This is a genomic window from Streptomyces sp. WAC03905 (genome assembly GCF_057371075.1).
Window position 1 is genome coordinate 5,574,574 of the sequence record NZ_JBXYDZ010000003.1, and the last position, 25,232, is coordinate 5,599,805.

The following is a 25,232-nucleotide window of genomic DNA, read 5'->3' on the forward strand; positions in this document are numbered from 1 at the left end:
CGGGTCGGCGGATGGCCGGGGCTACAGGCCGTAGCGCTCCCGGGCCTCCTTGACCGCGGAGGCCGGGACCTCGCCGCGGCGGGCGAGCTGGGCCAGCGCGGCCACCACGATCGACTGGGCGTCGACACCGAAGTGGCGGCGGGCGCCCTCACGGGTGTCGGACAGGCCGAAGCCGTCCGTGCCGAGCGAGGTGTAGTCCTGCTCCACCCACTGGCTGATCTGGTCCGGGACCTGGCGCATCCAGTCGGAGACGGCGAGCACCGGGCTCGTGACGCCCTCCAGCGCGCGGGTGACGTACGGGGTGCGGACCTCGCCGCGCAGCAGTGCCTCGTCGCACTCCAGCGCGTCGCGGCGCAGCTCGCCCCAGGAGGTGGCGGACCAGACGTCGGCGGCCACGTTCCAGTCGGCGGCGAGCAGGGCCTGAGCCTCCAGGATCCAGTGGATCGCCGTACCGGAGGCCATCAGCTGGATCCTCGGGGCGTCCGCGGCCGGGGCCGCCTCCGCCAGGTCCGCCGCGGTGTTGAAGCGGTAGAGGCCCTTGATGATGCCCTCTTCGACGCCCTCGGGCATCGCCGGCTGCACCTTCGGCTCGTTGTAGACCGTGAGGTAGTAGAAGACGTTCGAGTCCTCGCCGGGCGTCGGCTCGCCGTACATACGGCGCAGACCGTCCTTGACGATCACCGCGATCTCGTACGCGAACGCCGGGTCGTAGTTGAGCGACGCCGGGTTCGTGGACGCGATCAGGTGCGAGTGGCCGTCCGCGTGCTGCAGGCCCTCACCGGTCAGCGTGGTGCGGCCGGCGGTGGCGCCGACGATGAAGCCCTTGCCGAGCTGGTCGGCGAGCTGCCACATCTGGTCGGCGGTGCGCTGCCAGCCGAACATCGAGTAGAAGATGTAGAACGGGATCATCGGCTCGCCGTGCGTCGCGTACGACGTGCAGGCGGCGATGAAGTCGGCCATGGCGCCGGCCTCGGTGATCCCCTCGTTGAGGATCTGGCCGTCCTTGGCCTCCTTGTAGTACATCAGCTGGTCGCGGTCGACCGGCTCGTACGTCTGGCCCAGCGGCGAGTAGATGCCGGCCGACGGGAAGAGGGACTCCATACCGAAGGTACGGGCCTCGTCCGGGACGATCGGCACCCAGCGCTTGCCGGTCTCCTTGTCCCGCATCAGGTCCTTGACGAGCCGCACGAAGGCCATGGTGGTGGCCATCTCCTGCTTGCCGGAGCCCTTGAGCAGCGGGGCGAAGGAACGGTCGGCCGGTGCGGGCAGGGCCACGTGCTTGACCTTGCGGGCCGGGGCCGGGCCGCCGAGCGCCGCGCGGCGCTCGTTGAGGTACCGCACCTCGGCGCTGTTCTCGCCCGGGTGGCCGTAGGGGACCTGGCCACCCTCGAAGGCGCTGTCCGGGATCGGGAGGTCGAGCTTGTCGCGCATGCTCTTGAACTCGTCGATCGTCAGCTTCTTCATCTGGTGGTTCGCGTTCTTCGACTCGAACCCGGCACCCAGCGTGTAGCCCTTGACGGTCTGCGCCAGGATGACCGTCGGCGCGCCCTTGTGCTCCAGGGCGGCCTTGTACGCGGCGTACACCTTGCGGGGTTCGTGGCCGCCGCGGGAGGTGTGGAAGCACTCGGCGATCTTCGCGTCGGTGAGCAGGCCGCCGAGGGCGGTGAGCTCGGCGTTGGCGCCGAAGAAGTGCTGGCGGATGTAGGCGACGTCGCGGGTCGCGTACGTCTGGAACTGTGCGTCCGGTACCTCGCGCAGGCGGCGTACCAGGGCGCCGGTGGTGTCGAGCTGGAACAGCTCGTCCCAGGCGGAGCCCCACAGGGTCTTGATGACGTTCCAGCCGGCGCCGCGGAACTGGGCCTCCAGCTCCTGGACCACGCGGAAGTTGGCGCGGACCGGACCGTCGAGGCGCTGCAGGTTGCAGTTGATGACGAAGGTCAGGTTGTCGAGCTGCTCGCGGGAGGCCAGGGCCAGGGCGGCGGTCGACTCGGGCTCGTCCATCTCGCCGTCGCCGAGGAAGGCCCAGACGTGCGAGTTGGCGGTGTCCTTGATGTTCCGGTTCTGCAGGTAGCGGTTGAAGCGTGCCTGGTAGATCGCGGAGAGCGGGCCGAGGCCCATGGAGACCGTCGGGAACTCCCACAGCCACGGCAGGCGCCGGGGGTGGGGGTAGGACGGCAGGCCGTTGCCGCCGGACTCCTGGCGGAAGTTGTCGAGCTGCTGCTCGGAGACGCGCCCGTCGAGGAAGGCGCGGGCGTAGATGCCGGGGGAGGCGTGGCCCTGGATGTAGAGCTGGTCGCCCGATCCGTCGGCCTCCTTCCCGCGGAAGAAGTGCTGGAAGCCGGTCTCGTACAGCCACGCGGCCGAGGCGAAGGTGGCGATGTGGCCGCCGACGCCGTACTTCGAACCGCGGGTGACCATGGCGGCCGCGTTCCAGCGGTTCCAGGCGGTGATCCGGGCTTCCATCGCCTCGTCACCGGGGAACTCGGGCTCCGCGGCGGTGGGGATGGTGTTGACGTAGTCCGTCTCCAGCAGCTTCGGCAGGGCGAGGCCGGCGGCCTCGGCGTGCTGGAGCGTGCGGCGGAGCAGGTATTCGGCGCGGCGCGTACCGGCGGCCTGTGCGACGGCGTCGAGGGAGGCCGCCCATTCGGCGGTCTCCTCGGTGTCGCGGTCCGGGAGCTGGTCGAGCTCGCTCGGAAGCTTTCCTACGGGGTCGGACATCGCTGTGCGCCGCCTTCCGGACAAAGGAGAGGTGGTGAAGAAAATCCCTGACGGGCAGGACAGGGTCGGTGGACCTGGTTGAGGTCCGCGACGACTGTAAATCCCTGATCGATGATCGATCAAATAAAAGTGACGAAGAAACGTCGATCCGACAAAAGTCGGCACCGGGTGCCAGTGAAACGGGCACGCGGTGCCGGTCAAAGAGGGTCGAAACGGTCGCTCAGGCGCGCGGTGCGCACCCCAGCACATGCCGCTTCACCAGGACTCCGATGTCCGGATCCCGACTGCGGAAGGCCTCGACGAGCGCCTCGTGCTCCTCCGCGTAGGACTTCTGGACGGTCCCCAGCCAGCGGATGGACAGGGCGGTGAACACCTCGATGCCCAGGCTCTCCCAGGTGTGCAGCAGCACGCTGTTCCCGGCGGCCCGCACCATCTCCCGGTGGAAGCCCACCGTGTGCCGCACCTGCGCCGTGCCGTCCGAGCTGCGGTCGGCGTCCCACAGGGCCGCCACGTGCGGCTCCAGGGCCGAGCAGTCGGCCGCCAGCCGCGGCGCCGCCAGCTCGGCGGCGATCTGCTCCAGACCCGCCCGGACCGGGTAGATCTCCTCCAGGTCGGCGGCGGAGAGGTTCCGGACGCGTACCCCCTTGTTCGGCGCGGACTCGATCAGCCGGAGCGTCTCCAGCTCGCGCAGGGCCTCCCGTACGGGGGTCTGGCTGACCTCCAGCTCCACGGCGATGCGCCGCTCCACGATCCGCTCACCGGGCTTCCAGCGCCCGCTGACGATCCCCTCCACGATGTGCTCGCGGATCTGCTCGCGCAGCGAGTGCACGACGGGTGGGGTGATCATCGGGGCTTCATCTCCTGATGGGTGCGCAGGGACACGGCGGGGCCTGATGCGTAGACAATACGGCGGCGCCCCCGCCCGGGAGTATCCCGGACGGGGGCGCCGACAGTGAGGCTGGTTACAAGCCGTTCGGCTCAGAGGCCGAGCTCGACCTCGAACTCGCCGGCCTCCAGGATCGCCTTGACCGCGGTGAGGTACCGGGCCGCGTCCGCGCCGTCCACCAGACGGTGGTCGTAGGACAGGGTCAGGTACGTCATGTCGCGGATGCCGATGTTGGTGCCCTCGGCGGTCTCGATGACCACCGGGCGCTTCACCGTGGCACCGATGCCCAGGATCGCGACCTGGTTCGGCGGCACGATGACCGTGTCGAACAGCGCACCGCGCGAACCGGTGTTGCTGATGGTGAAGGTCGCGCCCGACAGCTCGTCCGGCGTGATCTTGTTGCCGCGGACCTTGGCGGCCAGGTCGGCGGTCGCCTTGGAGATGCCCGCCAGGTTGAGGTCGCCCGCACCCTTGATGACCGGGGTCATCAGGCCCTTCTCGGAGTCCACGGCGATGCCGATGTTCTCCGAGTCGAAGTAGGTGATGGTGCCCTCGTCCTCGTTGATCCGGGCGTTGACGACCGCGTGGGCCTTCAGCGCCTGGGCAGCGGCCTTGACGAAGAACGGCATCGGGGACAGCTTGACGCCCTCACGGGCGAGGAAGCCGGCCTTGGCCTTCTCGCGCAGCTTCATGATCTTGGTGATGTCCACCTCGACCACGGAGCTGAGCTGCGCCTGCGAGTGCAGGGCCTTCATCATGTTGTCGCCGATGACCTTGCGCATGCGGGTCATCTTGACCGTCTGACCGCGCAGCTCGGACACCGCGGCGGCCGGAGCCTTGGCGGCGGGAGCGGCAGCGCCCCCGGCGGTCGCAGCAGCCGGAGCGGCGGCAGCGGCCTTGGCGGCCTCGGCGGCGGCCAGGACGTCCTGCTTGCGGATGCGGCCACCGACGCCGGTGCCCGAGACCGCGGACAGGTCCACGCCGGACTCCGAGGCGAGCTTGCGCACCAGCGGGGTCACGTACGCGCCCTCGTCACCGGCGGACGCCGGAGCTGCCGGGGCAGCAGCGGCCGGAGCCGGGGTCACCGGAGCCGGAGCGGCCACCGGGGCGGCCGGCTGGGCCGGAGCCGGAGCGGCGGCGGCCGGGGCGGCCTGGACCGGGGCCGGAGCAGCGGCCGGAGCCGGAGCCGCGGGGGCCGGAGCGGCCTCGGCCGGGGCAGCCGCCGGAGCCGGAGCGGCCTCGGCCGGAGCCGGGGCGGCGGCCGGAGCGGCAGCGGCCGGGGCGGCACCGGCGGCACCGATGACGGCCAGACGCGCGCCGACCTCGGCGGTCTCGTCCTCGCCGACCACGATCTCCAGCAGGGTGCCGGAGACCGGCGCGGGGATCTCGGTGTCGACCTTGTCCGTGGAGACCTCGAGCAGCGGCTCGTCCGCCTCGACCGACTCGCCGACGGCCTTCAGCCAGCGGGTGACGGTGCCCTCGGTGACGGACTCGCCCAGGGCGGGGAGCACGACGTCGGTGCCCTCGGCCGAGCCGCCGCCGGCGGCCGCGTCGGCGGTCGGCGCCGGGGCCTCGGCACCGGCCGGGACCTCGGTGGACGGGGCGGCCTGGGGGGCCTCGGCGGCCGGGGCCTCGGCTGCGGCCGGAGCCGCAGCGGCGGCCGGCTCGGCGGCCGGAGCCGCGGCGCCGGAGCCGTCGTCGATGACGGCCAGCTCGGCGCCGACCTCGACGGTCTCGTCCTCGGCGACCTTGATGGAGGCCAGGATGCCGGCGACGGGCGACGGGATCTCGGTGTCGACCTTGTCGGTCGAGACCTCGAGCAGCGGCTCGTCGGCCTCGACGCGCTCGCCCTCGGCCTTCAGCCAGCGGGTGACAGTGCCCTCAGTGACGCTCTCGCCGAGCGCCGGAAGGGTTACGGAAACCGACATGGTTTCTGTTGCTCCTTACGAAAGTGCGGAAGTGGTCGTCGCGCCCGGGACGAACTAGTCGTGGGAGTGAAGCGGCTTGCCGGCCAGGGCCAGGTGGGCCTCGCCGAGCGCCTCGTTCTGGGTCGGGTGCGCGTGGATGAGCTGCGCGACCTCGGCCGGCAGGGCCTCCCAGTTGTAGATCAGCTGGGCCTCGCCGACCTGCTCGCCCATCCGGTCACCGACCATGTGGACGCCGACCACGGCACCGTCCTTGACCTGGACGAGCTTGATCTCGCCCGCGGTCTTCAGGATCTTGCTCTTGCCGTTGCCCGCCAGGTTGTACTTGAGGGCCACGACCTTGTCCGCACCGTAGATCTCCTTGGCCTTGGCCTCGGTGATGCCGACGGAAGCGACCTCGGGGTGGCAGTAGGTGACGCGCGGGACACCGTCGTAGTCGATCGGGACGGCCTTGAGGCCGGCCAGACGCTCCGCGACCAGGATGCCCTCGGCGAAGCCGACGTGCGCGAGCTGCAGGGTCGGGACGAGGTCACCGACGGCCGAGATGGTCGGCACGTTGGTCTGCATGTACTCGTCGACCAGGACGTAGCCGCGGTCCATCGCGACGCCCTGCTCCTCGTAGCCCAGGCCCTGCGAGACCGGGCCGCGGCCGATGGCGACCAGCAGCACCTCGGCCTCGAAGGTCTTGCCGTCGGCCAGCGTCACGCGGACGCCGTTCTCCGTGTACTCGGCCTTGTCGAAGAAGGTGCCGAGGTTGAACTTGATGCCGCGCTTGCGGAAGGCGCGCTCCAGCAGCTTGGAGCTGTTCTCGTCCTCGACGGGCACGAGGTGCTTGAGGCCCTCGATGACGGTCACGTCGGAGCCGAAGGACTTCCACGCCGAGGCGAACTCGACGCCGATGACGCCGCCGCCCAGGATGATCGCGGACTCGGGCACGCGGTCCAGGACCAGCGCGTGGTCCGAGGAGAGGATGCGGTTGCCGTCGATGTCCAGGCCCGGCAGGGACTTCGGCACGGAGCCGGTCGCCAGCAGGATGTGGCGGCCCTGGATGCGCTGGCCGTTCACGTCGACGGAGGTCGGCGAGGAAAGGCGGCCCTCACCCTCGATGTAGGTCACCTTGCGGGAGGCGACCAGGCCCTGGAGGCCCTTGTACAGGCCCGAGATGACGTCGTCCTTGTACTTCTGCACACCCGCGACGTCGATGCCCTCGAAGGTGGCCTTGACGCCGAACTGGGCGGATTCGCGTGCCTGGTCCGCGATCTCGCCCGCGTGCAGCAGAGCCTTCGTGGGGATGCAGCCGTTGTGCAGGCAGGTGCCGCCGAGCTTGTTCTTCTCGATCAGGGCAACGTCGAGACCCAGCTGCGAGGCGCGGAGGGCCGCGGCGTAACCGCCACTGCCACCGCCGAGGATCACTAGGTCGAAAACGGTGCTGGCGTCGTTCGCCACGTCACGTCCTCCATGCATGTGCGCCGGGCACCGGTCCTCTGTGACCGGGCGGCGGCTGGTAATCGGCCGCTGTTTCTTCGGCCCTGTGGTGGGGGCCCTGTCCTGCCGAGAACCCATCTTCGCATTTGTCGGGGGAACGCGGGACGCCGGGCCCACGTTGTGAGAGGGCGTTCTCTCCGAAGCCGGGGTTACCGCTGCGTAGAAACCTACGGATTTCGTCGTCGGCAGAACGCACCCCGGGGCCCGGCCGGGCCCCGGGGTGCGGTACGCGTCACACCGGGCGGTGTCAGCCCAGGTCGCCCGTGGCCGTCCGCTCGGCCAGCCGCACCAGGGTGCGTACGGCCGAGCCGGTGCCGCCCTTGGGGGTGTAGCCGTGCGGCGCACCCTCGTGGAAGGCGGGGCCGGCGATGTCGAGGTGGGCCCAGGTGATGCCCTCGCCGACGAACTCCTGCAGGAAGAGACCGGCGACCAGGCCGCCGCCCATGCGGACACCCATGTTCGCGATGTCGGCGGTGGGGGAGTCCATGGTCTTGCGCAGCTCGGCGGGGAGCGGCATGGGCCAGGAGGACTCGCCCACCTCCTCCGCGATCTCGTGGATCGAGGTACGGAAGGCGTCGTCGTTCGCCATGATCCCGAAGGTGCGGTCGCCGAGGGCCAGCACCATGGCACCGGTCAGGGTGGCGACGTCGACGATCGCGTCCGGGTTCTCCTCGGAGGCCTTCGTCAGCGCGTCGCCGAGGACCAGGCGGCCCTCCGCGTCCGTGTTGAGGACCTCGACGGTCTTGCCGCTGTACATGCGCAGGACGTCACCGGGCTTGGTGGCGGAACCGGACGGCATGTTCTCGGCGAGCGCGAGCCAGCCGGTGACGTTGACCCGCAGGCCCAGCTTGGCGGCCGCGACGACGGAGGCGAAGACGGCGGCCGCGCCGGCCATGTCGCACTTCATCGTCTCGTTGTGGCCGGCCGGCTTCAGGGAGATGCCGCCCGAGTCGTAGGTGATGCCCTTGCCGACGAAGGCCAGGGTCTTCTCCGCCTTGGGGTGCGTGTAGGTGAGCTTCACCAGGCGCGGCGGGTTCTCGGAACCCTTGCCGACGCCCATGATGCCGCCGTAGGCGCCCTTGACCAGGGCCTTCTCGTCCAGGACCTGGACCTTGATGCCGTTCTCCTTCGCGGCCGCGGAGGCGACCGCGGCGAAGGCCTCGGGGGTCAGGTCGTTCGGCGGGGTGTTCACCAGGTCGCGGGCGACGTTGACCTCGGCCGCGACGACGGCGGCGCGCTCGGCGGCGGCCTTGTGCTCCTTGTCGCGCGGCTTGGCGCCCAGCAGGGCCACCTCGGCGAGCGGCTGCTTCGGGCCGGAGTCCTTGCCGTTGCCGGCCTTCTTCTCGCCGCCCTGGTAGGCGGTGAAGGCGTACGCGCCCAGCAGCGCGCCCTCGGCGACGGCGGTGACGGCGGAGGCGTCCTCCAGCGGGAGGGCGAAGCCGGCCTTCTTGCTGCCGTGCAGCGCGCGGGCGGCGGCACCGGCGGCGCGGCGCAGCACCTCCTCGTCGAACGACTCGTCCTTCTCCGGGACGGAGCCGAGCCCCACCGCCAGCACGACCGGGACCTTGAGGCCGGCCGGGGCCGGCAGCTTGGTGACCTCGCCTTCGGCACCCGAGGCGCCGAGGGCGTCGAGGACACCGGCGAGCTTGCCGTCGAACGCCTTGTCCACGGACTCGGCGCCCGCGGCGACGATCGCGCCCTTGGGGCCCTTGGCGACACCGACGACGAGGGCGTCGGCGCGCAGCGTCGCCGCGCCGGCAGTGCTGAGAGTCAGAGCAGTCACGGTGGTGAAGTCTCGCTTCCGTTTGTGGGTGTGGGCCGAGTGGGTGGACGGCCGTCCGTAGCGATCGTATTCGGGGCCCGACGGCCGCCTGAAGGGAGCCTACGCGCACGGACTCGCCCGTACGCCACTCGAAGGTTTGGCAAGTTGTTCGATCAAGCGGCCATCAGGTTCACCCATCCGTGGACTCTGCTCCAGGTTTGCCTCGTAGACCTGACGAGGTCCGAAAGACTCGGTCCACTCTCGCAAGGGGACGCGGGGTCCCTTTGCATGATTTCCACAGAGCCTCCCCGGCCCGGCCGAACGCCAAGGGCCGTTCCGAGGGATGCCTGCGGGGGGAAAGGCCGAAATGGTCAACAAGAACCGGATGAACAGGCTGGCCGCCGTCATGGCCGCGGCCGCCCTGGTGTCCGTGGCAGTACCCGCGGCGACCGCCCAGGCGGCCGAGACACCGCCGCGGATCGACCTCAAGGTGCTCGTCGTCGACGACGGCGGCAGCTCGGTCGAGGCGATCACCGCGGAGCTCCGGGACACCGGAGTGCCCTACACCCGCGTCCAGCTGGGCAGCGCGGGGCGTCCCGTCATCAACGCGGCGTTCCTCAGCGACACCGTCGACGGCCGGCCGCGCGCCAAGTACCAGGGCGTGGTCCTGCCCAACGAGAACCCCTTCGGCGAGGGCTCCGCCGAGATGGCCGCGCTCGCCGCCTACGAGACGACCTACGGCATCCGCCAGGTCGACGCCTACACCTGGGCGCACCCGGGCGTCGGGCTGGAGTACACCGACAACGGCGGCTACAGCGGACAGCTCGACGGCACCCAGGCCGCCGTCACCACCGCCGGCAAGGCCGGCCCCTTCGCCTACCTCGGCGGACAGGTCACCTTCGAGGACAACTCCGCCCTGGTGCCCGAGAGCTACGGCTACATGGGCAAGCCGCGCGCCGGCTACACCAGCTACGTCGACGCACCCGTCGGCTCCGGCCGGGCCTCGCTCGTCGGCGAGTACACCCACGACGGGCGCAGCGAGCTGGTCGTCACCTTCGGCTACAACCAGTACCAGCAGCAGTTCCGGCTGCTCGCCCGCGGCATCGTCGACTGGCTGACGCAAGGGGTGCACCTCGGCCAGAGCCGCAACTACTTCGCGGTCCACGTCGACGACGTCTTCGCCCCCGACGCCCGCTGGAACAAGGACCTCAACTGCACACCGGGCGACTACGCCTGCGCGGGCGGCGAGGGCAAGGAGAGCACCATCCGGATGTCCGCCGCCGACGCCGTGTACGCGGCGCAGTGGCAGACCTCCAAGAACTTCAAGCTCGACATGCTCTTCAACGGCGGCGCCGGCGAGGAGTGGAAGGCCGAGAACGGCGGCGTCGACGCGCTGACCGCCCAGCTCGTCGCCGACCGCGCCAAGTACCGCTGGATGAACCACACCTACACCCACCCGTTCCTCGGCTGTGTCCAGAACACCGCCGTCACCCCGTGGACCTGTACGAAGAACGCCCAGGGCGCGATCCAGTACATGAGCCGCGCCGAGATCTCCGCCCAGATCCGGGACAACAACAACTGGGCCGCCTCCAAGGGCATCACCCTCGACAAGAGCGAACTCGTCACCGGCGAGCACTCCGGTCTCAAGACCGCCCCGCAGCAGCCCGTGGACAACCCCAACCTGGCGGGCGCCCTCGCCGACAACGGGGTCAAGTGGGCCGGCAGCGACAACTCCCGCGAGCCCGCGCAGCGAGCGGTCGGCTCCGCCCTCACCGTCCCCCGGCACCCCATGAACGTGTACTACAACACGGGCACCAACGCCGAGATGGCCGACGAGTACAACTGGATCTACACCAGCCGTGCCCACGGCGGAAGCGGCGTCTGCGAGGACAACCCGGCGACCTCCACCTGCCTGGCGGCCCCGCTGGACACCACCACCGGCTACCTCGACTACATCGTCCCGGCCGAGGCCCGCACCGCGCTGCGCCACGTCCTGGCCAACGACCCCCGGCCGCACTACGTCCACCAGTCCAACCTCGCCGAGGACCGCACCCTCTACCCCGTCCTCAACCAGGTCCTCGACACCTACCGCGCCCTCTACGCGCCCAGCGCGCCGATCGTCAACCAGTCCATGAAGGACACCGGCGTCGAGCTCCAGCGCCGCGCGGCCTGGGACAAGGCCCTCGCCGACGGCAAGGTCACCGCCTACCGCATCGGCAAGGACGTCACCATCAAGGCGCCCTCCGGAGTCGTCGCCCCGGTGACCGCCCCCAACGGCACCAAGAAGCAGATGCTGCTCGGCACGGCGGACTTCGGCACCGCCTACGCCGGCAACCGTTCCACCTGGACCGGCCCCGAGCTGCTGCAGAGCGCCGTCACGCTCAAGCTGCCCAGCTGACCGTCCAGCACAACACCACCGAGTAGCACCCAGCGCCGGCGCTCCGCGAACCCAACGGGCGCCGGCCCCTTTTCCGTCCTGGGGGGACACACCGCATGAGTCATGGGCGTCACGTCACCATGCTCACCGAAGGCACCTATCCACACGTCCACGGGGGCGTCAGCACCTGGTGCGACCAACTGGTCCGCGGCATGCCGGAGGTCGACTTCAACGTCATAGCCCTGACCGGCTCCGGTCGCGAGCCGGTCACCTGGGAACTGCCCCGCAACGTCTACCGGCACACCGCCGTCCCGCTCTGGGGGCCACCCCCGTCGAGGGGCCGTCGGTCAGCCCTGCGCGGCAGGGCCCACCGCCGCTTCACCCAGGTCTACGAGAGCTTCCTGCTCTCCCTGCTCCACCCGTCGGCCGACCCCGCCGACCGCACCTTCTCCGAGGCCCTGCGCGAACTGGCCGTCCTGGCCCGCGCCGGGAAACTCGCCACGGCCCTGCGCTCCGAATCGGTTCTGCGCCTCCTGATGAACGTCTGGACCCGCCCCGGTCTCTCCACCGCCGAGGCCGCGCCCACCATCCACGACGCGCTCACCGCGACCGACCTGCTGGAACACGCACTGCGCCCGCTCGCCGTGCGCATCCCGCCCGACAGCGTCGCCCACGCCGTCAGCAGCGGCCTCGCCACCCTGCCCGCCCTCGCCGCCACACACCTCGACGGAGTGCCCTTCCTCCTCACCGAGCACGGCATCTACCTGCGCGAGCGCTACCTCGGCTACCGCACCGCCGAGCAGCGCTGGCCCGTCAAGGCACTCATGCTCGGCTTCTACCGCGAGCTCAACACCGAGGGCTACCGCCGGGCCGACCTGATCACCCCCTGCAACCAGTACAACCGCCGCTGGGAGGAGCGCGGGGGCGCCGACTCGGAACGGATCCGCACCGTCTACAACGGGGTCGACCCGCACGCCTTCCCCGAGGCCGGACCCGAACCGGACGTTCCCACCCTCAGCTGGTGCGGCCGCATCGACCCGATCAAGGACCTCGAAACCCTGATCCGGGCCTACGCCTTCATGCGCGAGGAACTGCCCGATCTGCGGCTGCGCCTCTTCGGGCCCGTCCCGGCCGGCTGCGAGGACTACAAGCTGCGCCTGGAGAAGCTCGCCGCCGAACTCGGCGTGACCGACGGGATCACCTACGAGGGCCGCATCGAACAGGTCGCCCGGGCCTACGCGGCCGGCAGCGTCGTGATGCTCTCCTCCATCAGCGAGGGCTTCCCCTTCAGCATCATCGAAGCCATGTCCTGCGGCCGCACCACCGTCTCCACCGACGTCGGCGGAGTCCGCGAGGCCGTCGGCGACACCGGCCTGGTCGTCCCGCCGCGCGAGCCCGAGACCATGGCCCGCGCCACGCTCGCCCTGCTCCGCGACGACGAACGCCGTGCCGAACTCGGCCGGATGTCCCGCCGCAGGGTGGTGGAGAAGTTCACCCTCCACCAGTCCGTGGACGGCTTCCGGCACATCTACCGGGAACTCGCCGGCCAGCCCGTCCTGCCCGTCCACGCGGGCGACGCCTGGACCCAGCGGCTCGCCGACCCCTGGTACCGCGAACTCGCGGCCGACGGGAGCCTGTGGTGAGCGGATCCCTCTGGCTCAAACCGCCCGGGCCCGGCTCCGGTCCGGGCCGGGGCTCCGGCACGCTCCCGGCGATCCCCCGGCCGCGTGCCGGGGATCCCGGGCCCGCCGCCGACCCGATGGACGAACTGGCCGACCGCCTGCACGTGTTCATCGCCTCCGCCGTCCACCCCGACGAGATCGCCGCCGTCCTCGAATCCGACGGCATGACGGACGAGTACATCCGGCTCACCTACGGCCGCCGCGACTCCTTCGCCCTCGCCGAGGAGCTGTACGCCCGCGTGCCCCGCTCCTTCCCGGAGCCGGGGCCCGCCCCCGACCCGTGGCGGGTCTCCCTCGGCGCGTGCCTGCTGCGCGGGGTCATCTTCGCCCTGCCGGGCCTCGCCTACCTGCTGGGCGCCCCCCTCCTCGAAGGCCCCCCGGACCGTCTCGGCCTGCCCGCCGGGACGCTCACCCTGCTCGCCGGGGCACTCATCGGCTGGGTCTGGGACCAGACCCTGTCCCACCGCGCCTACTCCTGGCTCGGCCTCGGCGACCGGGGCGCCGCCGGGCGGACCCTGCTCGTCGGCGCCCCCGTCGGAGCCGTACTGGGCACCGCCGCGGCGCTCGCCGTGCCCGGCGGGCCACCGTTCTCCTACGCCTTCGCCGCCGGACAGGCCCTGTACGTGGGGGCCGCGACCGTGCTGCTGGTCCTCGGCCGGGAGCGGCTCCTCCTCGGCGCCCTCGCGCCGATGGCCGCGGGCGCCCTGGCGGTGCTCGTCGTCGACCTGCCCGTGCCGGTCCGGGTGGCCCTGCTCGTCGTGTCCCTGCTCGCCGCCTGCACCCTGGCCCTGCGGGAACTGCCGCTGGCCGACGGAGTGCGGAGCGCCGCGCGCCGGATCCGGGGCTGGGCGACCCGCAGGCCCGCCCGGGTCGGCCCCGTGCGCTGGCAGATGCTGCGCGGGGCCGAGGAGGAGTACACCCCCCGCGGGCCCCGGCTCGGTGACTCGGTGCCCTTCGGCGTCTTCGGTCTCGGCACCGGCCTGCTCGTCCTCTACGCCGCCCTGGGCGAGGTGCTCGCCGGAGGTCCCGCCGAGGCCGTCGCCGCGCCGTCGGCCGTCGCCCTCACCCTCAGCATGGGACCCGCCGAGTGGCTGCTGCACCGCTTCCGCAGCGGCAGCCTCTCCGGGCTCCAGGGGGCCCGCTCGCCCGGTCAGTTCCGGGCCCGGATGCTCACCACCCTGACCCGCTGCCTGAGCGTCTACCTGGCGGTGCTGCTGGCCCTCGGAATGACCGGCACCCTGCTGTGGCCCGGAGCCCCCGGGCTCACCGCCGTCCGCGTCGCCACCCTGCTGCTGCTCGGGGCGGTGATGTGGAGCGGGCTGCTCCTGCAGTCCTTCGGAGCCGTCCGGCCCGCGGCCGTGGTCTGCGCCTCGGCCGCCGTCGCCCAGAGCCTGGCCCTGCTGACCGGGCTGGGCCAGCCCCGCGTCGTCCAGCTGCTCGTGGCGGGCGCGGCCGCAGCGGCCCTGGCCGTGCTGGTCTGCCTGCTCCTCGGCCGCGCGACCGCCCACCGATGACGCACGAGACGTACGACACGGACGAGAAGAAGGACCCCATGCTGCTGGTGCCCCTCTACGAGCATCCCGCCGACCGGCCCGACGCCTGGGAGCGGCTCATCCGCTCCGCGGACCGGCTCCACTCGGTGGTGCTCAACCCCGACAGCGGCCCCGGCGCCGCCCGCGACGAGCGGTTCGCCCTCGTCGCGGAGCGGCTCCGGGAGGCCGGCGTACCCGTACTGGGCTACGCCGACACCGACTACGGGCGGCGCCCGCACGCCGAGGTGGTGCAGGACCTGCTGCGGCACCGCGACTGGTACGCCACCGACGGGGCCTTCCTCGACCAGGCCTGCGCCGACCCCGACCTGCTCCCGCACTACCGACGGCTCACGGTCGCCGCCCGGGCCGCGGGGGCCCACACCCTCGTGCTCAACCACGGGGCACACCCGCATCCCGGCTACGCCGAACTCGCGGACCTCCTCGTCACCTTCGAAGGGCCCTGGGACGCCTACCGGGAGGCCGGGGCGCCCCCGGCCTGGACGGCCGACCACCCGGCCCAGCGGTTCTGCCACCTCGTCTACGCCGTCCCGCCCGGCGAACTCGCCGCCCGCCTCGCCGCGGAACTGGCCGCGCAGCGCGGCGCGGGCGTGCACTGCGCCGTACCCGGCAGCGGACCGCACCCGTGGGGGACCCTCCCGCACGCGCTGGAGGCGGCGGGATGAAGGCCCTGCGACCGCTGCGGCTCCTGCTGGTACTGCCCCTGCTCCTGCTGGCCGCCTGTACGTCCGGACCGGACGAGGAGGGCGACGACGCACCGCACCGCTGGCCGGAACTCGCCCCCGGACAGCGCTGGCAGCCGCCGCCCGGCACCGGCTGGCAGTGGCAGCTCACCGGCAAGCTCGACACCTCGGTCAAGGCGCCCGTCTACGACGTCGACGGCTTCAACACCACCAAGGAGCAGGTGGCGGCGCTGAAGAAGGCCGGGCGCAAGACCATCTGCTACCTCTCCACCGGGGCGTGGGAGGACTTCCGCCCGGACGCAGGAGCGTTTCCGCGGGACCTGCTCGGCAAGGGCAACGGCTGGGAGGGGGAACGCTGGCTGGACATCCGGCGGGTCGCGGAACTGGAACCGCTGATGGCCAAGCGGTTCGACATGTGCCGGGACAAGGGCTTCGACGCCGTCGAGCCGGACAACATGGACGGCTACCGGAACACGTCCGGCTTCCCGCTCACCGCCGACGACCAGTTGCGCTACAACCGGCTGATCGCGAAGCTCGCCCACGACCGGGGGATGGCCGTCGGCCTGAAGAACGACCTGGACCAGATCCCGCAGCTCGTCGGCGACTTCGACTTCGCGGTCAACGAGCAGTGCGCGCAGTACGACGAGTGCGACAGCCTCGCCCCTTTCATCGAAGCGGGCAAGGCGGTCTTCCACGCGGAGTACGAACTGTCGACGTCCCGCTTCTGTGCGAAGTCGCGTGCCGCGAAGCTCAGCTCGATCCAGAAGCGGTACGACCTCGACGCGTGGCGCCGCACCTGTTAGCGGCCGCGGCTTGCAGCCCGGCCCCTGCTTTGCGGCTGCGCCGGCCACTTCCGGCCCCGCCGGGCGCCGGGCTCCGCCCGGACCCGCGCCTCAGCTGGAAGTGGCCGGCGCAGCCAGACAGGTGGCCGGCGGTACCGGGTGAGAGGCTGGGCGGAGCCGGGTGAGGGGGCCGGGCGGAGCCCGGGAAACGGGGGCAGAGCGGGGCGGCGGTCAGGCCCACGGCAGTACGGCGTGGACGCGGTAGCCGCCGCCGAAGCGGGGGCCCGTGGAGCAGGAGCCGCCCAGGGCCGTGGCCCGCTCCCGCATGCCGAGGAGGCCGTGGCCTCCGCCCGGCTCGCTGTCGGCGGGCTCCGTGCCGCCGTCGTCCAGTACGGTCACCTCCACCGACGCGCCGACCCGGACCACGCTCACCTCGGCCCGGGCATCGGGCCCCGCGTGCTTGCGCACGTTGGTCAGCGCCTCCTGGATCACCCGGTACGCCGCCAGGTCCACCGCGGCCGGCAGCGGGCCCGTGCCGCAGTCCAGCTGGACGATCACCTCCACCGGCAGCCCGGCGTGCCGGAAGGTGTCCACCAGTTCGTCGAGGACGCCCAGCCCCGGCGCCGGCTCGGTCGGCGCCTCCGGGTCGCCGGACTGCCTCAGCAGGCCGACGGTCGCCCGCAGCTCGTTGAGCGCCGACCGGCTGGCGTCCCGTACGTGGGCCAGCGCCTCCTTGGCCTGGTCCGGCCGCCGGTCCATGACGTGCGCGGCCACCCCGGCCTGCACGTTCACCAGGGCGATGTGGTGGGCCACCACGTCGTGGAGGTCCCGGGCGATCCGCAGCCGCTCCTCCGCGACCCGTCGGCGGGCCTCCTCGTCGCGGGTCCGCTCGGCCCGCTCGGCCCGCTCCCGGATCGCGTCGACGAAGGCCCGCCGGCTGCGGACCGCGTCCCCGGCGGCCGCGGCCATGCCCGTCCAGGCGAAGATCCCGAGGTTCTCCTGCGCGTACCACGGCAGCGGCCCGGCGAGCATGGCCACACCGGTCAGGCCCGCCATGGTGAGCAGGCCGATCCGCCAGGTCGTGGGCCGGTCGGTGAGGGCCGCCACCGTGTAGAGGGCGATCACCGTGCACATGGCGACGGGCGCCCGGGGCTCCCCCGTGGTCAGCTCCAGCAGCGACAGCCCGCAGGTCACCGCGAGCACGGCGATCGGCCGCCGGCGCCGGAACACCAGCGCGGCCGAGCCGAGCAGCATCAGCAGCAGCGAGAAGGGCTCGGGTGTGCGCGTCCCGAACGTGGGGCCGTGCGGGCCGTGCGGATCGGCGAAGGAGCCGAGGACCATGGCGACGAGCGCACCGAACGCCAGTACGGCGTCGGTGGCCAGCGGATGGGCCCGCATCCACTGCCGGGTGGAGGCGAACGGCCCGAGGTCTGTCGTCACCCCGATACGGTACGGCCTGCCGGGGCCGCCATCAGGGCGGAGGGCCCTGCCCCAGCGGGACGCGGGAGCGCACCGGACCCCACTGCGCCCGGACCACGCACACGGCCATGACGGCGGCGATGGCCGCCAGGTGCTCCTTGCCCGCCAGGTTGTTCTTGATCAGCACCTCGCCGATCATGACGAGGATCACCAGGGCGCCCGTCAGGTACGCCCGGTAGCGCCAGCAGACGTAGATGGCGAGTCCGACCACCGCCGCCGAGGGCCCGGTGTCGTTGACGACGCGGTCCGACACCGGCAGGCCGAAGGGGTGGTCCGGGCCGAGCGCGAGGCCGATCCGCGCGTACGTGGTCCCGGCGAGGGTGGCGACGTAGCCGATCACCAGGGTGCGCCACCAGCCGATGCAGATCTCCGCGATGCCGAACACCAGCAGGATCTGCGCGAGCGCCCCCCACACCGGCAGGTCGAGCGCCGGGACGAACAGTGACAGGGGAGTGCGCAGCAGGGCCAGCCAGAACGGGTCGGCGGCCTTGACCGACCCGAGGTCCTGCACCGGCTGGAAGCCCCACGGGGTGTTCTGGACGATCTGGAAGACCGAGGTCAGGCAGACCGCGCCCAGGGTCATCGGGACCGCCCGCCACCTGTCGCGGACGAGCGCGTCCCGGACGGTCCAGAACAGGGGACCCCACTCACGGCGGGCGAACCGCCGCAGTGGGGTGGTGTTCCGCGCTGTCAACGGCGGGTCTCCAGGTGTCTGCGGTGCAGCCACTTCGGAAGACCGGGGGCCTCCAGGAAGCCCTCGGCCCGTCCGGCCGCGACACCGATCCGCAGCAGGTCCGAACTCTTCTCGAAGAGCATGAACCGCGGTTCCCAGATCGGCCGGTATTTGGCGTTGGCCCGGTAGAGGGACTCGATCTGCCACCAGCGGGAGAAGAAGCTCAGCAGCGAGCGCCACATCCGCAGCACCGGACCGGCTCCGAGCCGGGACCCGCGCTCGAAGACCGACCGGAACATCGCGAAGTTGAGCGAGACCTGGGTGACCCCGATCTCCCTGGAGCGTTCGAGGAGTTCGATGACCATGAACTCCATCAGGCCGTTCTCGGAGTCGCGGTCACGGCGCATCAGGTCCAGCGAAAGGCCCTTGGGCCCCCACGGCACGAAGGACAGCACGGCCCGCAGGTCGCCGTTGCCGTCGGTGCACTCCAGCATCACGCACTGGCCGTCGGCGGGGTCGCCCAGCCGGCCCAGTGCCATGGAGAAGCCGCGTTCGGTCGCGCCGTCGCGCCAGTCGTCGGCGCGGCGCACCAGCTCCGCCATCTCCTCGGCCGGGATGTCGGCGTGGCGGCGGATGCGGACCGTGTACCCGGCCCGCTTGACACGGTTGTACGCCTGCCGGACGGTGCGCATGGCACGGCCCTCCAGGGTGAACTCGGCCGTCTCGACGATCGCCTCGTCACCGAGTTCGAGGGCGTCCAGGCCGTGCCGGGCGTAGATCTGCCCGGCCTCCTCGCTCGCCCCCATCACGGCCGGTACCCAGCCGTGCTCGCGGGCCTCGGCCAGCCACGGGTCGATGGCGCCGGGCCAGGCCTCGGGGTCGCCGATCGGGTCGCCGGAGGCGAGGGACACCCCGCCTACGACGCGGTAGGTCACGGCGGCCTTGCCGGTGGGGGACCAGATGACGGACTTCTCGCGGCGCAGCGCGAAGTAGCCGAGCGAGTCGCGGTCGCCCTGGCGGGCCAGCAGCGCCCGCAGCCGCTCCTCGTCCTCCTCGCTGATCGGGTCCACGGCGCGGCGCGAGCGGAACGCGGCGAACAGGACGGCGAGCAGCAGCAGCATCGACATGACGTTGATGGAGACGTCCACCCAGCCGGGCGGGGTGATCGCCGCGGAGGCCCGGTCGTCGGGGGCCAGGGTGATCAGCCGCATCACGCCGTACTTCCAGCGCTCCGGGAAGGAGACGTCCGCGCTGTCGGGGGCGGTGTTGGCGGCGCCCACGAGCAGGGCCGCGACGAGGGAGGTGACGAGCAGGCCGACGGCGGCCACGGCTGCGGCGAACGCCGGGTTGGAGCGGTCGCCCTTGGCGTAGAACTCGCGGCGGCCCAGCAGCAGCGCGCCGGTGAAGGCCGCGGTCAGGGCCAGGGACACCCAGTTCTGCGGGTGCTCGCGGATCTCCTCGTACGCGTAGAGGGCGTAGGCGAGCAGCAGTGCGAGCAGGCCGCTCAGGACGAGGTTCAGGATCCAGGAGGCGCGCTTGCGTCGGCCGAGGGTGACGGCCAGGAGCAGCGTGAACAGGCCGGAGGCGAAGCCCGCGGTGAGCATGTACGGGGTGTAGTAGTCCTCGACGTTGTGGCGCCGCAGGTCCTGCCCGAGCGAAACCCACACCGCGCTGAGGAAGTTGATGAAGGTGACGACGCGCAGGTACCAGACCGCGAAGGCGGCTCCGCGCCGTGAGCGGGCGCTTCCCCGACCGGTCTCCCGGCCGCCCCCCGCCGCCTTGCCGGCGGGGTCTGCGCCGGTCTCTTTCCTGCCGGATGACGGACCGGGCGCCGGTACGGCGGTGCGGTCGGTCTCTGCGCTGGTCAAACGGACCTCTCCCATAAAAAGCGATCATATGGGGCGTCGCTGTCCGTGATGGTGCGGTCGGGGCCCACGGCCTGGTCAGGGCCGCGGACCCCGGCGTCTCATTCCGTCGGCTCCTCCGCCGCCCGTTCAGGGAGGTCCGCCGCGAGTGCGGCGGCCGCCTGGACGAGGGGGAGGGCCAGCAATGCCCCGGTGCCTTCACCCACTGTGACGCCGTGATCGAGCACGGGGTTGAGCGCCATTCGGTCAAGTGCCTTCGCCTGCCCCGGCTCGCCGCTCGCCTGACCCGCCAGCCACCAGTCAGGAGCCCGGAACGCCGCCCGCTGCGCGACCAGTCCGCACGCGGCCGAAACAACACCGTCGAGGATGACGGGCGTACGCCGCACCGCACACTGGAGCAGGAATCCGGTGATGGCCGCCACGTCCGCGCCGCCGACCGCCGCCAGCAGCGCGACCTGGTCGCCCAGGACCGGACGGGCCCGGCGCAGCGCGTCGCGGATCGCCGCGCACTTGCGCATCCAGGCCAGGTCGTCGATGGGTCGGCCGCCGCGGCCCGTGACCACCGAGGAGTCCGTGCCGCACAGGGCGGCGACGAGGGTCGCGGCCACGGTCGTGCCGCCGACGCTCAGGTCGCCGAGGACGACCAGGTCGGTCCCGGAGTCGGCCTCCTCGTCGGCGACGCGCATGCCGAGCCGCAGCGCGGCCTGCGCCTCCTCGACCGTCAGCGCGTCCTCGGTGTCGATGCGGCCGCTGCCCCGCCGGACGCGGTGCGCGACCACGTCGTCGGGCAGCAGCCCCGGATCGCAGTCGAGTCCGGCGTCGACGATCCGTATCGTGGCGCCGAACCGGCCGGCCAGGACCGCCACGGGGCTGGACCCGTCGAGCACGGACCGCACCAGCTCGTGCGCGGTGGACGCGGGCCGGGCGGAGACCCCTTGGCCGGCGATCCCGTGGTCGGCGGCGAACAGCACCACGCGGGGCCGTTCGATGGCCTTGACCGGGACCTGCCCCTGCGCGGCGGCGAGCCACTCGGCGAGCTCGTCGAGCCGCCCCAGCGCGCCGGGCGGTACGGCGAGGCGCTCACGGCGTTCCTCGGCATCACGCCGGACGCCCCCGTCGGGACGCTCGATCAGATCGGAGAAGTCGTCGAGATTCAGCGTGCTCATCTGCCAGAGAGTACAGCCGGTGAAGCCTTCCCTCAGGCCTCCGCGCGTCCGCCCGCACCGGCCCGCGCCCGGGCCCGGTGAACCGGGCGAAGTCCGCGGCACGCGCTACTCCTTCAGCACGCTCACCTGTCCCGCGACGACGAGCAGGACGTGCTCGCACTCGCCCGCCACGCGCGCGTTCAGCCGGCCCAGCTCGTCACGGAACCGGCGGCCCGAGGAGGTCGCCGGGACGACGCCCGAGCCGACCTCGTTGCTCACCAGCACCACCTGTCGGCGGGTCGCGCGCACGGCCGCCACGAGACCGGCGGTCCGCTCGCCCAGCTGCCGCCGCCCCCGCTCGGCCCACACCTCGTCGTCCCAGGCCCCGGCCCGGTCCATGGCGTCGGTCAGCCAGAGCGCCAGGCAGTCGATCAGCAGCGGCGGCCCCTCCTGCGCGAGCAGCGGCACCAGGTCGCACGTCTCCAGCGTCCGCCAGCTCGCCGGGCGGCGCTCCCGGTGCAGGCCGACCCGGTGCGCCCACTCCGCGTCCCCCTCCCGGGTGCCGCCCGTGGCCACGTAGACGACCTCGGGGAAGGACTCCAGCCGCCGCTCGGCCTCCACCGACTTGCCCGAGCGGGCCCCGCCCAGCACCAGCGTGCGGCGCGGCACGTCCGGCCCGTCGTACGTGCCGACGACCACGGTGGTGCCGTCCGGCACCGCCCGCGCCCCCGCGGCCGCCAGCCTGCGCTCCAGCTCCCGGCCCGGCGGCACGTCGTGGTCGAGGTGGACGGCGATCACGTCCGTGCCCGGGCCGACCGCCCCGGCCGCCCGCAGCCGGGCCAGGGCCTCGGGCCGGCCCGGCACGTCGGCGAGCACCACGTCGTACGGGCGCTGCCCGCCCCGCCCGTCGACGCCGGCCGGCGCCCCGCCCGGCGGCAGGTACAGCAGCCGCCCGCCGCCCGGGCCGGTCACCTCGTAGCCGGTGCCCGGCGCGTCCATGGGTACCGCCCGCACCCGGTGCCCGGAGATCACCGACAGCTCCTGCCCGTCCGGCACCCGGCCGGCGGTCGGCAGTCCCGGCGGCAGCTCCACCGCGGGTCCGTCGTGCGGGTGGGTCAGCAGGACCTGCCGCACACCGGCCAGCGAATGCCCGGCCCGGGCACCGGCCAGCACCGCACCGGGGGTGAGGTCGAGCAGCAGCGCCCCGTCGACGAGGACCGCGGTGGCCGCGCGGGCGCGCGGTCCGACGCAGACGGCGCAGACCGCGCAGGGGCAGCCGGGGCGGGGCAGCCCCTCGGGGGTGCCGGTGCCGAGCAGAGTGAGTTCCACAGGATGATCCTCCCGCGTCGCGGAGACTGCTGCGCGCCCGGTTACTCTGCGGGCACACTCAAGGCGAGAAGCGTGTGAGCAGCGGACGAGCAACGGAGGCGGACATGGCGTGGACGTGGCGGTTCGAGACGGCCGACGGCGCGGAGACGAGCCCGTCGGTGGTACCCGAGGAGTTCACCACGCAGGGCGACGCGGAGTCGTGGATCGGTGAGTACTGGAAGGACCTGCTGGAAGGCGGTACCGAACAGGTGAAGCTGTCCGACGACAGCGGTACCGAGCTGTACACGATGAGCCTGCGCTCCGCGATGGAGGCCTGACCCGCCGGGGCAGGGCACTCCGGGGACGCCACCACGGGGGACGGCCCCCTCGGTCACGGACCGAGGGGGCCGTCCCGTGGGCGGTGCTCAGCCCCGGACCCCGCAGAGGTGCAGCAGCGCGGCGACACCCCGGTAGGGGTCCGTGCGGCCCGCGCGGTCCTCGGCGGACAGCAGGCGTTCGAGTTCCTCGTCGGGCGGCAGCGTCTCGCCCGCCTCGGTGCCGTCGGTGAAGACGCGTACGCCGTACCAGGACTGCAGCGGCGCGCCGATCCCCGACAGCGTCGCGGTCAGCCCGGCCAGCCGGTCGGCGCGCACGTCCAGGCCGAGCCGGTTGGTGTAGTCGGTGCTGTCGAAGGCGGCCAGCGCGCCCTTCCAGTCGCCGTCCAGCCCGGGCCGCATGGCGAGCGCGTCGCCGTTGCGCACCAGCAGGGACAGCAGTCCGCCCGGCGCGAGCATCCGGGCCAGCCCGGCGAGCATCGCGTCCGGCTCGGGCACGTACATCAGCACCCCGTGGCACAGCACCACGTCGAAGCTGCCCGGAAGGAAATGGGCGCCGGTCTCGCGCCCGTCCCCCTCCAGCAGCTCGACCCGGTCACGGATCCCCGCGGGCTCCACGGCCAGCGCCTCACGGGCGACCGCCAGCATCCCCGGATCCTGCTCCAGGCCCGTCACCTTGTGCCCGGCACGGGCGAGGCGCAGCGCCTGGGTTCCCTGGCCCATGCCGACGTCGAGGACGCGCAGCCGCTGCCCCACGGGGAAGCGCTGCGCGATCTGCTCGTCGACCTGCCGGCCCACGAGTTCCTGACGGACCGCGTTGCGCAGCCCGCCCAGGCCCTCCAGCCAGAGCCTTGCCCCCTCGGCGAAGCCTTCCCCCGACGCGCCGGGCGTCCCTCCGCTCAGGGCCGTTCCCCGCGCTTGACCTGCGGCTTCGGCAGGCGCAGGCGGCGCATCTGCAGGGTGCGCATGAGGCCGTACGCGACGGCGCCGCGGCGCGGCTCGTCCGGGAAGCGCTGGTTGAGGGCCTTGCGCAGGCGGAACACCAGACCGATGGAGTCGAGGATGATCAGCGCGATCACACCGAGCCACAGCAGCAGTGCGATGTTCTGGATCGCCGGCTGGCGCACCATGCTGAGCACGAGGATGACGACGGCCAGCGGCAGGAACATCTCGGCGACCGAGAAGCGGGAGTCCACGAAGTCACGCACGTACCTGCGGACGGGACCCTTGTCCCGGGCCGGCAGGTAGCGCTCGTCGCCGTTGGCCAGCGCCTCGCGCTGCTTGGCCATCTCCACACGGCGACGCTCACGGGCTCGCTTCGCGTCCTCCTTGCGGTTGCCGGTCGAGGCCACGACGGACTTGCGCTGCGACTGGGCCACGGCGCGCTTCGGCGTAGGGCGGCCCTTGGGGGCCTGCGGGTCACGGGGCTGCGAGAGGTCGGCGCTCACCTTGTCGGTGGCGGCGGCCTTCTCTTCCTTGGAGGAGCGGCTACCAAACACAAAACCCAAGCCTACGTGGTTGCGGGCACGGCCCCCACCCCGGCGGGGAACGATCCGGCAACGGCGGGCGTCCTTCCCTGTGCACGGTCCGTGCGGCGGCCAACCCGGCGCGCGGTCGGGGACCCACCTACTCCTCACGCCTGACACGGGCGGGGCGTAGTCGTCCTGGAGGAGGAGCGCATCCGTCCTCGAACAGTGCGGTAATGGAGACAGGGCCCGTACTGTGGGTTCTGTCGGTGACCTGGAGCACAGTCCGTCTAGAAGGGGGCGCGCGAAGCCCATGAGCGGTGTCATGAAGCGTATGGGGATGATCTTCCGCGCGAAGGCGAACAAGGCCCTTGACCGGGCCGAGGACCCGCGCGAAACCCTCGACTACTCGTACCAGAAGCAGCTCGAACTGCTGCAGAAGGTGCGCCGCGGGGTCGCCGACGTGGCGACCTCCCGCAAGCGCCTCGAACTGCAGCTGAACCAGCTGCAGGGCCAGTCCGCCAAGCTGGAGGACCAGGGCCGCAAGGCCCTCGCCCTGGGCCGCGAGGACCTGGCCCGCGAGGCCCTGTCCCGGCGCGCCTCCCTCCAGCAGCAGGTGAGCGACCTGGAGGTGCAGCACCAGACCCTCCAGGGCGAGGAGGAGAAGCTGACGCTGGCCGCGCAGCGGCTCCAGGCCAAGGTGGACGCCTTCCGCACGAAGAAGGAGACCATCAAGGCCACCTACACCGCGGCCCAGGCCCAGACCCGGATCGCGGAGTCCTTCTCCGGCATCTCCGAGGAGATGAGCGACGTCGGCCTGGCCATCCAGCGGGCCGAGGACAAGACCGCCCAGCTGCAGGCCCGCGCCGGCGCGATCGACGAGCTGCTGGCCTCCGGCGCGCTCGACGACCAGAGCGGCCTCGGCTCCAAGGACGACATCCAGGCCGAGCTGGACCGCCTCTCGGGTGGTACGGACGTGGAGCTGGAGCTCCAGCGGATGAAGGCGGAGCTGGCCGGCGGTCCGTCCGCGCAGCAGCAGGCCATCGAGGGCGGCGCCCAGGGCAACGCCCAGCAGCCGCAGACCCAGCACCGCTTCGACAAGCAGTAGGAC

At 72.3% G+C, this 25,232-nt stretch carries 19 protein-coding genes; 7 read left to right on the top strand and 12 right to left on the bottom strand.

Going from position 1 to position 25,232, the window contains the following annotated elements; genetic code table 11:
* Positions 1-21: 21 nt before the first annotated feature.
* The 5 genes from aceE to AC2RP6_RS27735 form a co-directional block, all read right to left on the bottom strand.
* Positions 22-2,718 carry a pyruvate dehydrogenase (acetyl-transferring), homodimeric type gene (gene aceE / locus AC2RP6_RS27715; protein ID WP_486448655.1) on the bottom strand — a complete coding sequence of 899 codons (2,697 nt, stop codon included), beginning with the start codon at positions 2,716-2,718 and terminating at the stop codon, positions 22-24.
* A gap of 220 nt (positions 2,719-2,938) precedes the next feature.
* Positions 2,939-3,562 carry a GntR family transcriptional regulator gene (locus tag AC2RP6_RS27720; RefSeq protein WP_486450468.1) on the bottom strand — a complete coding sequence of 208 codons (624 nt, stop codon included), beginning with the start codon at positions 3,560-3,562 and terminating at the stop codon, positions 2,939-2,941.
* A 134-nt stretch (positions 3,563-3,696) separates the two neighbouring features.
* Positions 3,697-5,532 carry a 2-oxoglutarate dehydrogenase, E2 component, dihydrolipoamide succinyltransferase gene (gene sucB / locus AC2RP6_RS27725; protein ID WP_486448656.1) on the bottom strand — a complete coding sequence of 612 codons (1,836 nt, stop codon included), beginning with the start codon at positions 5,530-5,532 and terminating at the stop codon, positions 3,697-3,699.
* 54 nt (positions 5,533-5,586) lie between these two features.
* Positions 5,587-6,975 carry a dihydrolipoyl dehydrogenase gene (lpdA, locus tag AC2RP6_RS27730; protein WP_486448657.1) on the bottom strand — a complete coding sequence of 463 codons (1,389 nt, stop codon included), beginning with the start codon at positions 6,973-6,975 and terminating at the stop codon, positions 5,587-5,589.
* A gap of 286 nt (positions 6,976-7,261) precedes the next feature.
* Positions 7,262-8,797 carry a leucyl aminopeptidase gene (locus tag AC2RP6_RS27735; RefSeq protein ID WP_486448658.1) on the bottom strand — a complete coding sequence of 512 codons (1,536 nt, stop codon included), beginning with the start codon at positions 8,795-8,797 and terminating at the stop codon, positions 7,262-7,264.
* 346 nt (positions 8,798-9,143) lie between these two features.
* Here AC2RP6_RS27735 and AC2RP6_RS27740 point away from each other — a divergent pair, with 346 nt between their 5' ends.
* The 5 genes from AC2RP6_RS27740 to AC2RP6_RS27760 all read left to right on the top strand — a co-directional run bounded on the left by AC2RP6_RS27740 (position 9,144) and on the right by AC2RP6_RS27760 (position 15,871).
* Positions 9,144-11,174 (top strand): hypothetical protein, encoded by a 2,031-nt coding sequence (locus AC2RP6_RS27740; RefSeq protein WP_486448659.1) that lies wholly within the window; start codon positions 9,144-9,146, stop codon positions 11,172-11,174.
* Between the two features lie 95 nt (positions 11,175-11,269).
* On the top strand, positions 11,270-12,796 hold the full coding sequence (gene pelF / locus AC2RP6_RS27745; RefSeq protein ID WP_486448660.1) for a GT4 family glycosyltransferase PelF: 1,527 nt from the start codon (positions 11,270-11,272) through the stop codon (positions 12,794-12,796).
* Positions 12,793-14,349: a hypothetical protein gene (locus AC2RP6_RS27750; RefSeq protein ID WP_486448661.1), complete on the top strand. Its 1,557-nt coding sequence runs from the start codon at positions 12,793-12,795 to the stop codon at positions 14,347-14,349. The genes pelF and AC2RP6_RS27750 overlap by 4 nt, the downstream gene beginning before the upstream one ends.
* Positions 14,346-15,050 carry a spherulation-specific family 4 protein gene (locus AC2RP6_RS27755; protein ID WP_486448662.1) on the top strand — a complete coding sequence of 235 codons (705 nt, stop codon included), beginning with the start codon at positions 14,346-14,348 and terminating at the stop codon, positions 15,048-15,050. Before AC2RP6_RS27750 ends, AC2RP6_RS27755 begins: the two co-directional genes overlap by 4 nt.
* Complete coding sequence (locus tag AC2RP6_RS27760) at positions 15,047-15,871, top strand: endo alpha-1,4 polygalactosaminidase (protein ID WP_486448663.1); 825 nt, start codon at positions 15,047-15,049, stop codon at positions 15,869-15,871. The genes AC2RP6_RS27755 and AC2RP6_RS27760 overlap by 4 nt, the downstream gene beginning before the upstream one ends.
* 210 nt (positions 15,872-16,081) lie before the next feature.
* Here AC2RP6_RS27760 and AC2RP6_RS27765 read toward each other — a convergent pair whose 3' ends face one another.
* The 5 genes from AC2RP6_RS27765 to AC2RP6_RS27785 form a co-directional block, all read right to left on the bottom strand.
* Positions 16,082-17,248, bottom strand: coding sequence for a sensor histidine kinase (locus AC2RP6_RS27765; protein ID WP_486450469.1), 1,167 nt, complete (start codon positions 17,246-17,248; stop codon positions 16,082-16,084).
* A 73-nt stretch (positions 17,249-17,321) separates the two neighbouring features.
* Positions 17,322-18,023, bottom strand: a complete 702-nt coding sequence (locus AC2RP6_RS27770; RefSeq protein ID WP_486448664.1) for a hypothetical protein — start codon at positions 18,021-18,023, stop codon at positions 17,322-17,324.
* Positions 18,020-19,885: a phosphatidylglycerol lysyltransferase domain-containing protein gene (locus AC2RP6_RS27775; RefSeq protein ID WP_486448665.1), complete on the bottom strand. Its 1,866-nt coding sequence runs from the start codon at positions 19,883-19,885 to the stop codon at positions 18,020-18,022. Before AC2RP6_RS27775 ends, AC2RP6_RS27770 begins: the two co-directional genes overlap by 4 nt.
* 83 nt (positions 19,886-19,968) lie before the next feature.
* Positions 19,969-21,033 (bottom strand): nicotinate-nucleotide--dimethylbenzimidazole phosphoribosyltransferase, encoded by a 1,065-nt coding sequence (cobT, locus tag AC2RP6_RS27780; RefSeq protein WP_486448666.1) that lies wholly within the window; start codon positions 21,031-21,033, stop codon positions 19,969-19,971.
* 105 nt (positions 21,034-21,138) lie between these two features.
* Positions 21,139-22,341 (bottom strand): bifunctional adenosylcobinamide kinase/adenosylcobinamide-phosphate guanylyltransferase, encoded by a 1,203-nt coding sequence (locus tag AC2RP6_RS27785; RefSeq protein WP_486448667.1) that lies wholly within the window; start codon positions 22,339-22,341, stop codon positions 21,139-21,141.
* 104 nt (positions 22,342-22,445) lie between these two features.
* On the opposite strand from AC2RP6_RS27785, the gene AC2RP6_RS27790 reads away from it, so the two are divergent.
* Positions 22,446-22,658 (top strand): hypothetical protein, encoded by a 213-nt coding sequence (locus AC2RP6_RS27790; RefSeq protein ID WP_030765703.1) that lies wholly within the window; start codon positions 22,446-22,448, stop codon positions 22,656-22,658.
* 87 nt (positions 22,659-22,745) lie between these two features.
* On the opposite strand, the gene AC2RP6_RS27795 is transcribed toward AC2RP6_RS27790, so the two are convergent.
* Positions 22,746-23,498 (bottom strand): class I SAM-dependent methyltransferase, encoded by a 753-nt coding sequence (locus tag AC2RP6_RS27795; protein WP_486450470.1) that lies wholly within the window; start codon positions 23,496-23,498, stop codon positions 22,746-22,748.
* A 56-nt stretch (positions 23,499-23,554) separates the two neighbouring features.
* Entirely contained in the window at positions 23,555-24,163 is a 609-nt protein-coding gene (locus AC2RP6_RS27800; protein WP_326479230.1) for a DUF3043 domain-containing protein, read from the bottom strand.
* A gap of 271 nt (positions 24,164-24,434) precedes the next feature.
* Between AC2RP6_RS27800 and AC2RP6_RS27805 the strand changes: the two genes are divergently transcribed.
* Complete coding sequence (locus AC2RP6_RS27805) at positions 24,435-25,229, top strand: PspA/IM30 family protein (protein ID WP_078658699.1); 795 nt, start codon at positions 24,435-24,437, stop codon at positions 25,227-25,229.
* Positions 25,230-25,232 lie beyond the last annotated feature (3 nt).

What these genes read in the sequence shown, in the direction of transcription:
- AC2RP6_RS27805 (WP_078658699.1), top strand. Translation starts at nt 24,435, where the DNA reads ATGAGCGGTGTCATGAAGCGTATGGGGATGATCTTCCGCGCGAAGGCG.
- cobT (WP_486448666.1), bottom strand. Translation starts at nt 21,033, where the DNA reads ATGAGCACGCTGAATCTCGACGACTTCTCCGATCTGATCGAGCGTCCC.
- sucB (WP_486448656.1), bottom strand. Translation starts at nt 5,532, where the DNA reads ATGTCGGTTTCCGTAACCCTTCCGGCGCTCGGCGAGAGCGTCACTGAG.
- AC2RP6_RS27760 (WP_486448663.1), top strand. Translation starts at nt 15,047, where the DNA reads ATGAAGGCCCTGCGACCGCTGCGGCTCCTGCTGGTACTGCCCCTGCTC.
- AC2RP6_RS27755 (WP_486448662.1), top strand. Translation starts at nt 14,346, where the DNA reads ATGACGCACGAGACGTACGACACGGACGAGAAGAAGGACCCCATGCTG.
- pelF (WP_486448660.1), top strand. Translation starts at nt 11,270, where the DNA reads ATGAGTCATGGGCGTCACGTCACCATGCTCACCGAAGGCACCTATCCA.
- AC2RP6_RS27740 (WP_486448659.1), top strand. Translation starts at nt 9,144, where the DNA reads ATGGTCAACAAGAACCGGATGAACAGGCTGGCCGCCGTCATGGCCGCG.
- AC2RP6_RS27775 (WP_486448665.1), bottom strand. Translation starts at nt 19,885, where the DNA reads ATGGGAGAGGTCCGTTTGACCAGCGCAGAGACCGACCGCACCGCCGTA.
- AC2RP6_RS27765 (WP_486450469.1), bottom strand. Translation starts at nt 17,248, where the DNA reads ATGCGGGCCCATCCGCTGGCCACCGACGCCGTACTGGCGTTCGGTGCG.
- AC2RP6_RS27790 (WP_030765703.1), top strand. Translation starts at nt 22,446, where the DNA reads ATGGCGTGGACGTGGCGGTTCGAGACGGCCGACGGCGCGGAGACGAGC.
- aceE (WP_486448655.1), bottom strand. Translation starts at nt 2,718, where the DNA reads ATGTCCGACCCCGTAGGAAAGCTTCCGAGCGAGCTCGACCAGCTCCCG.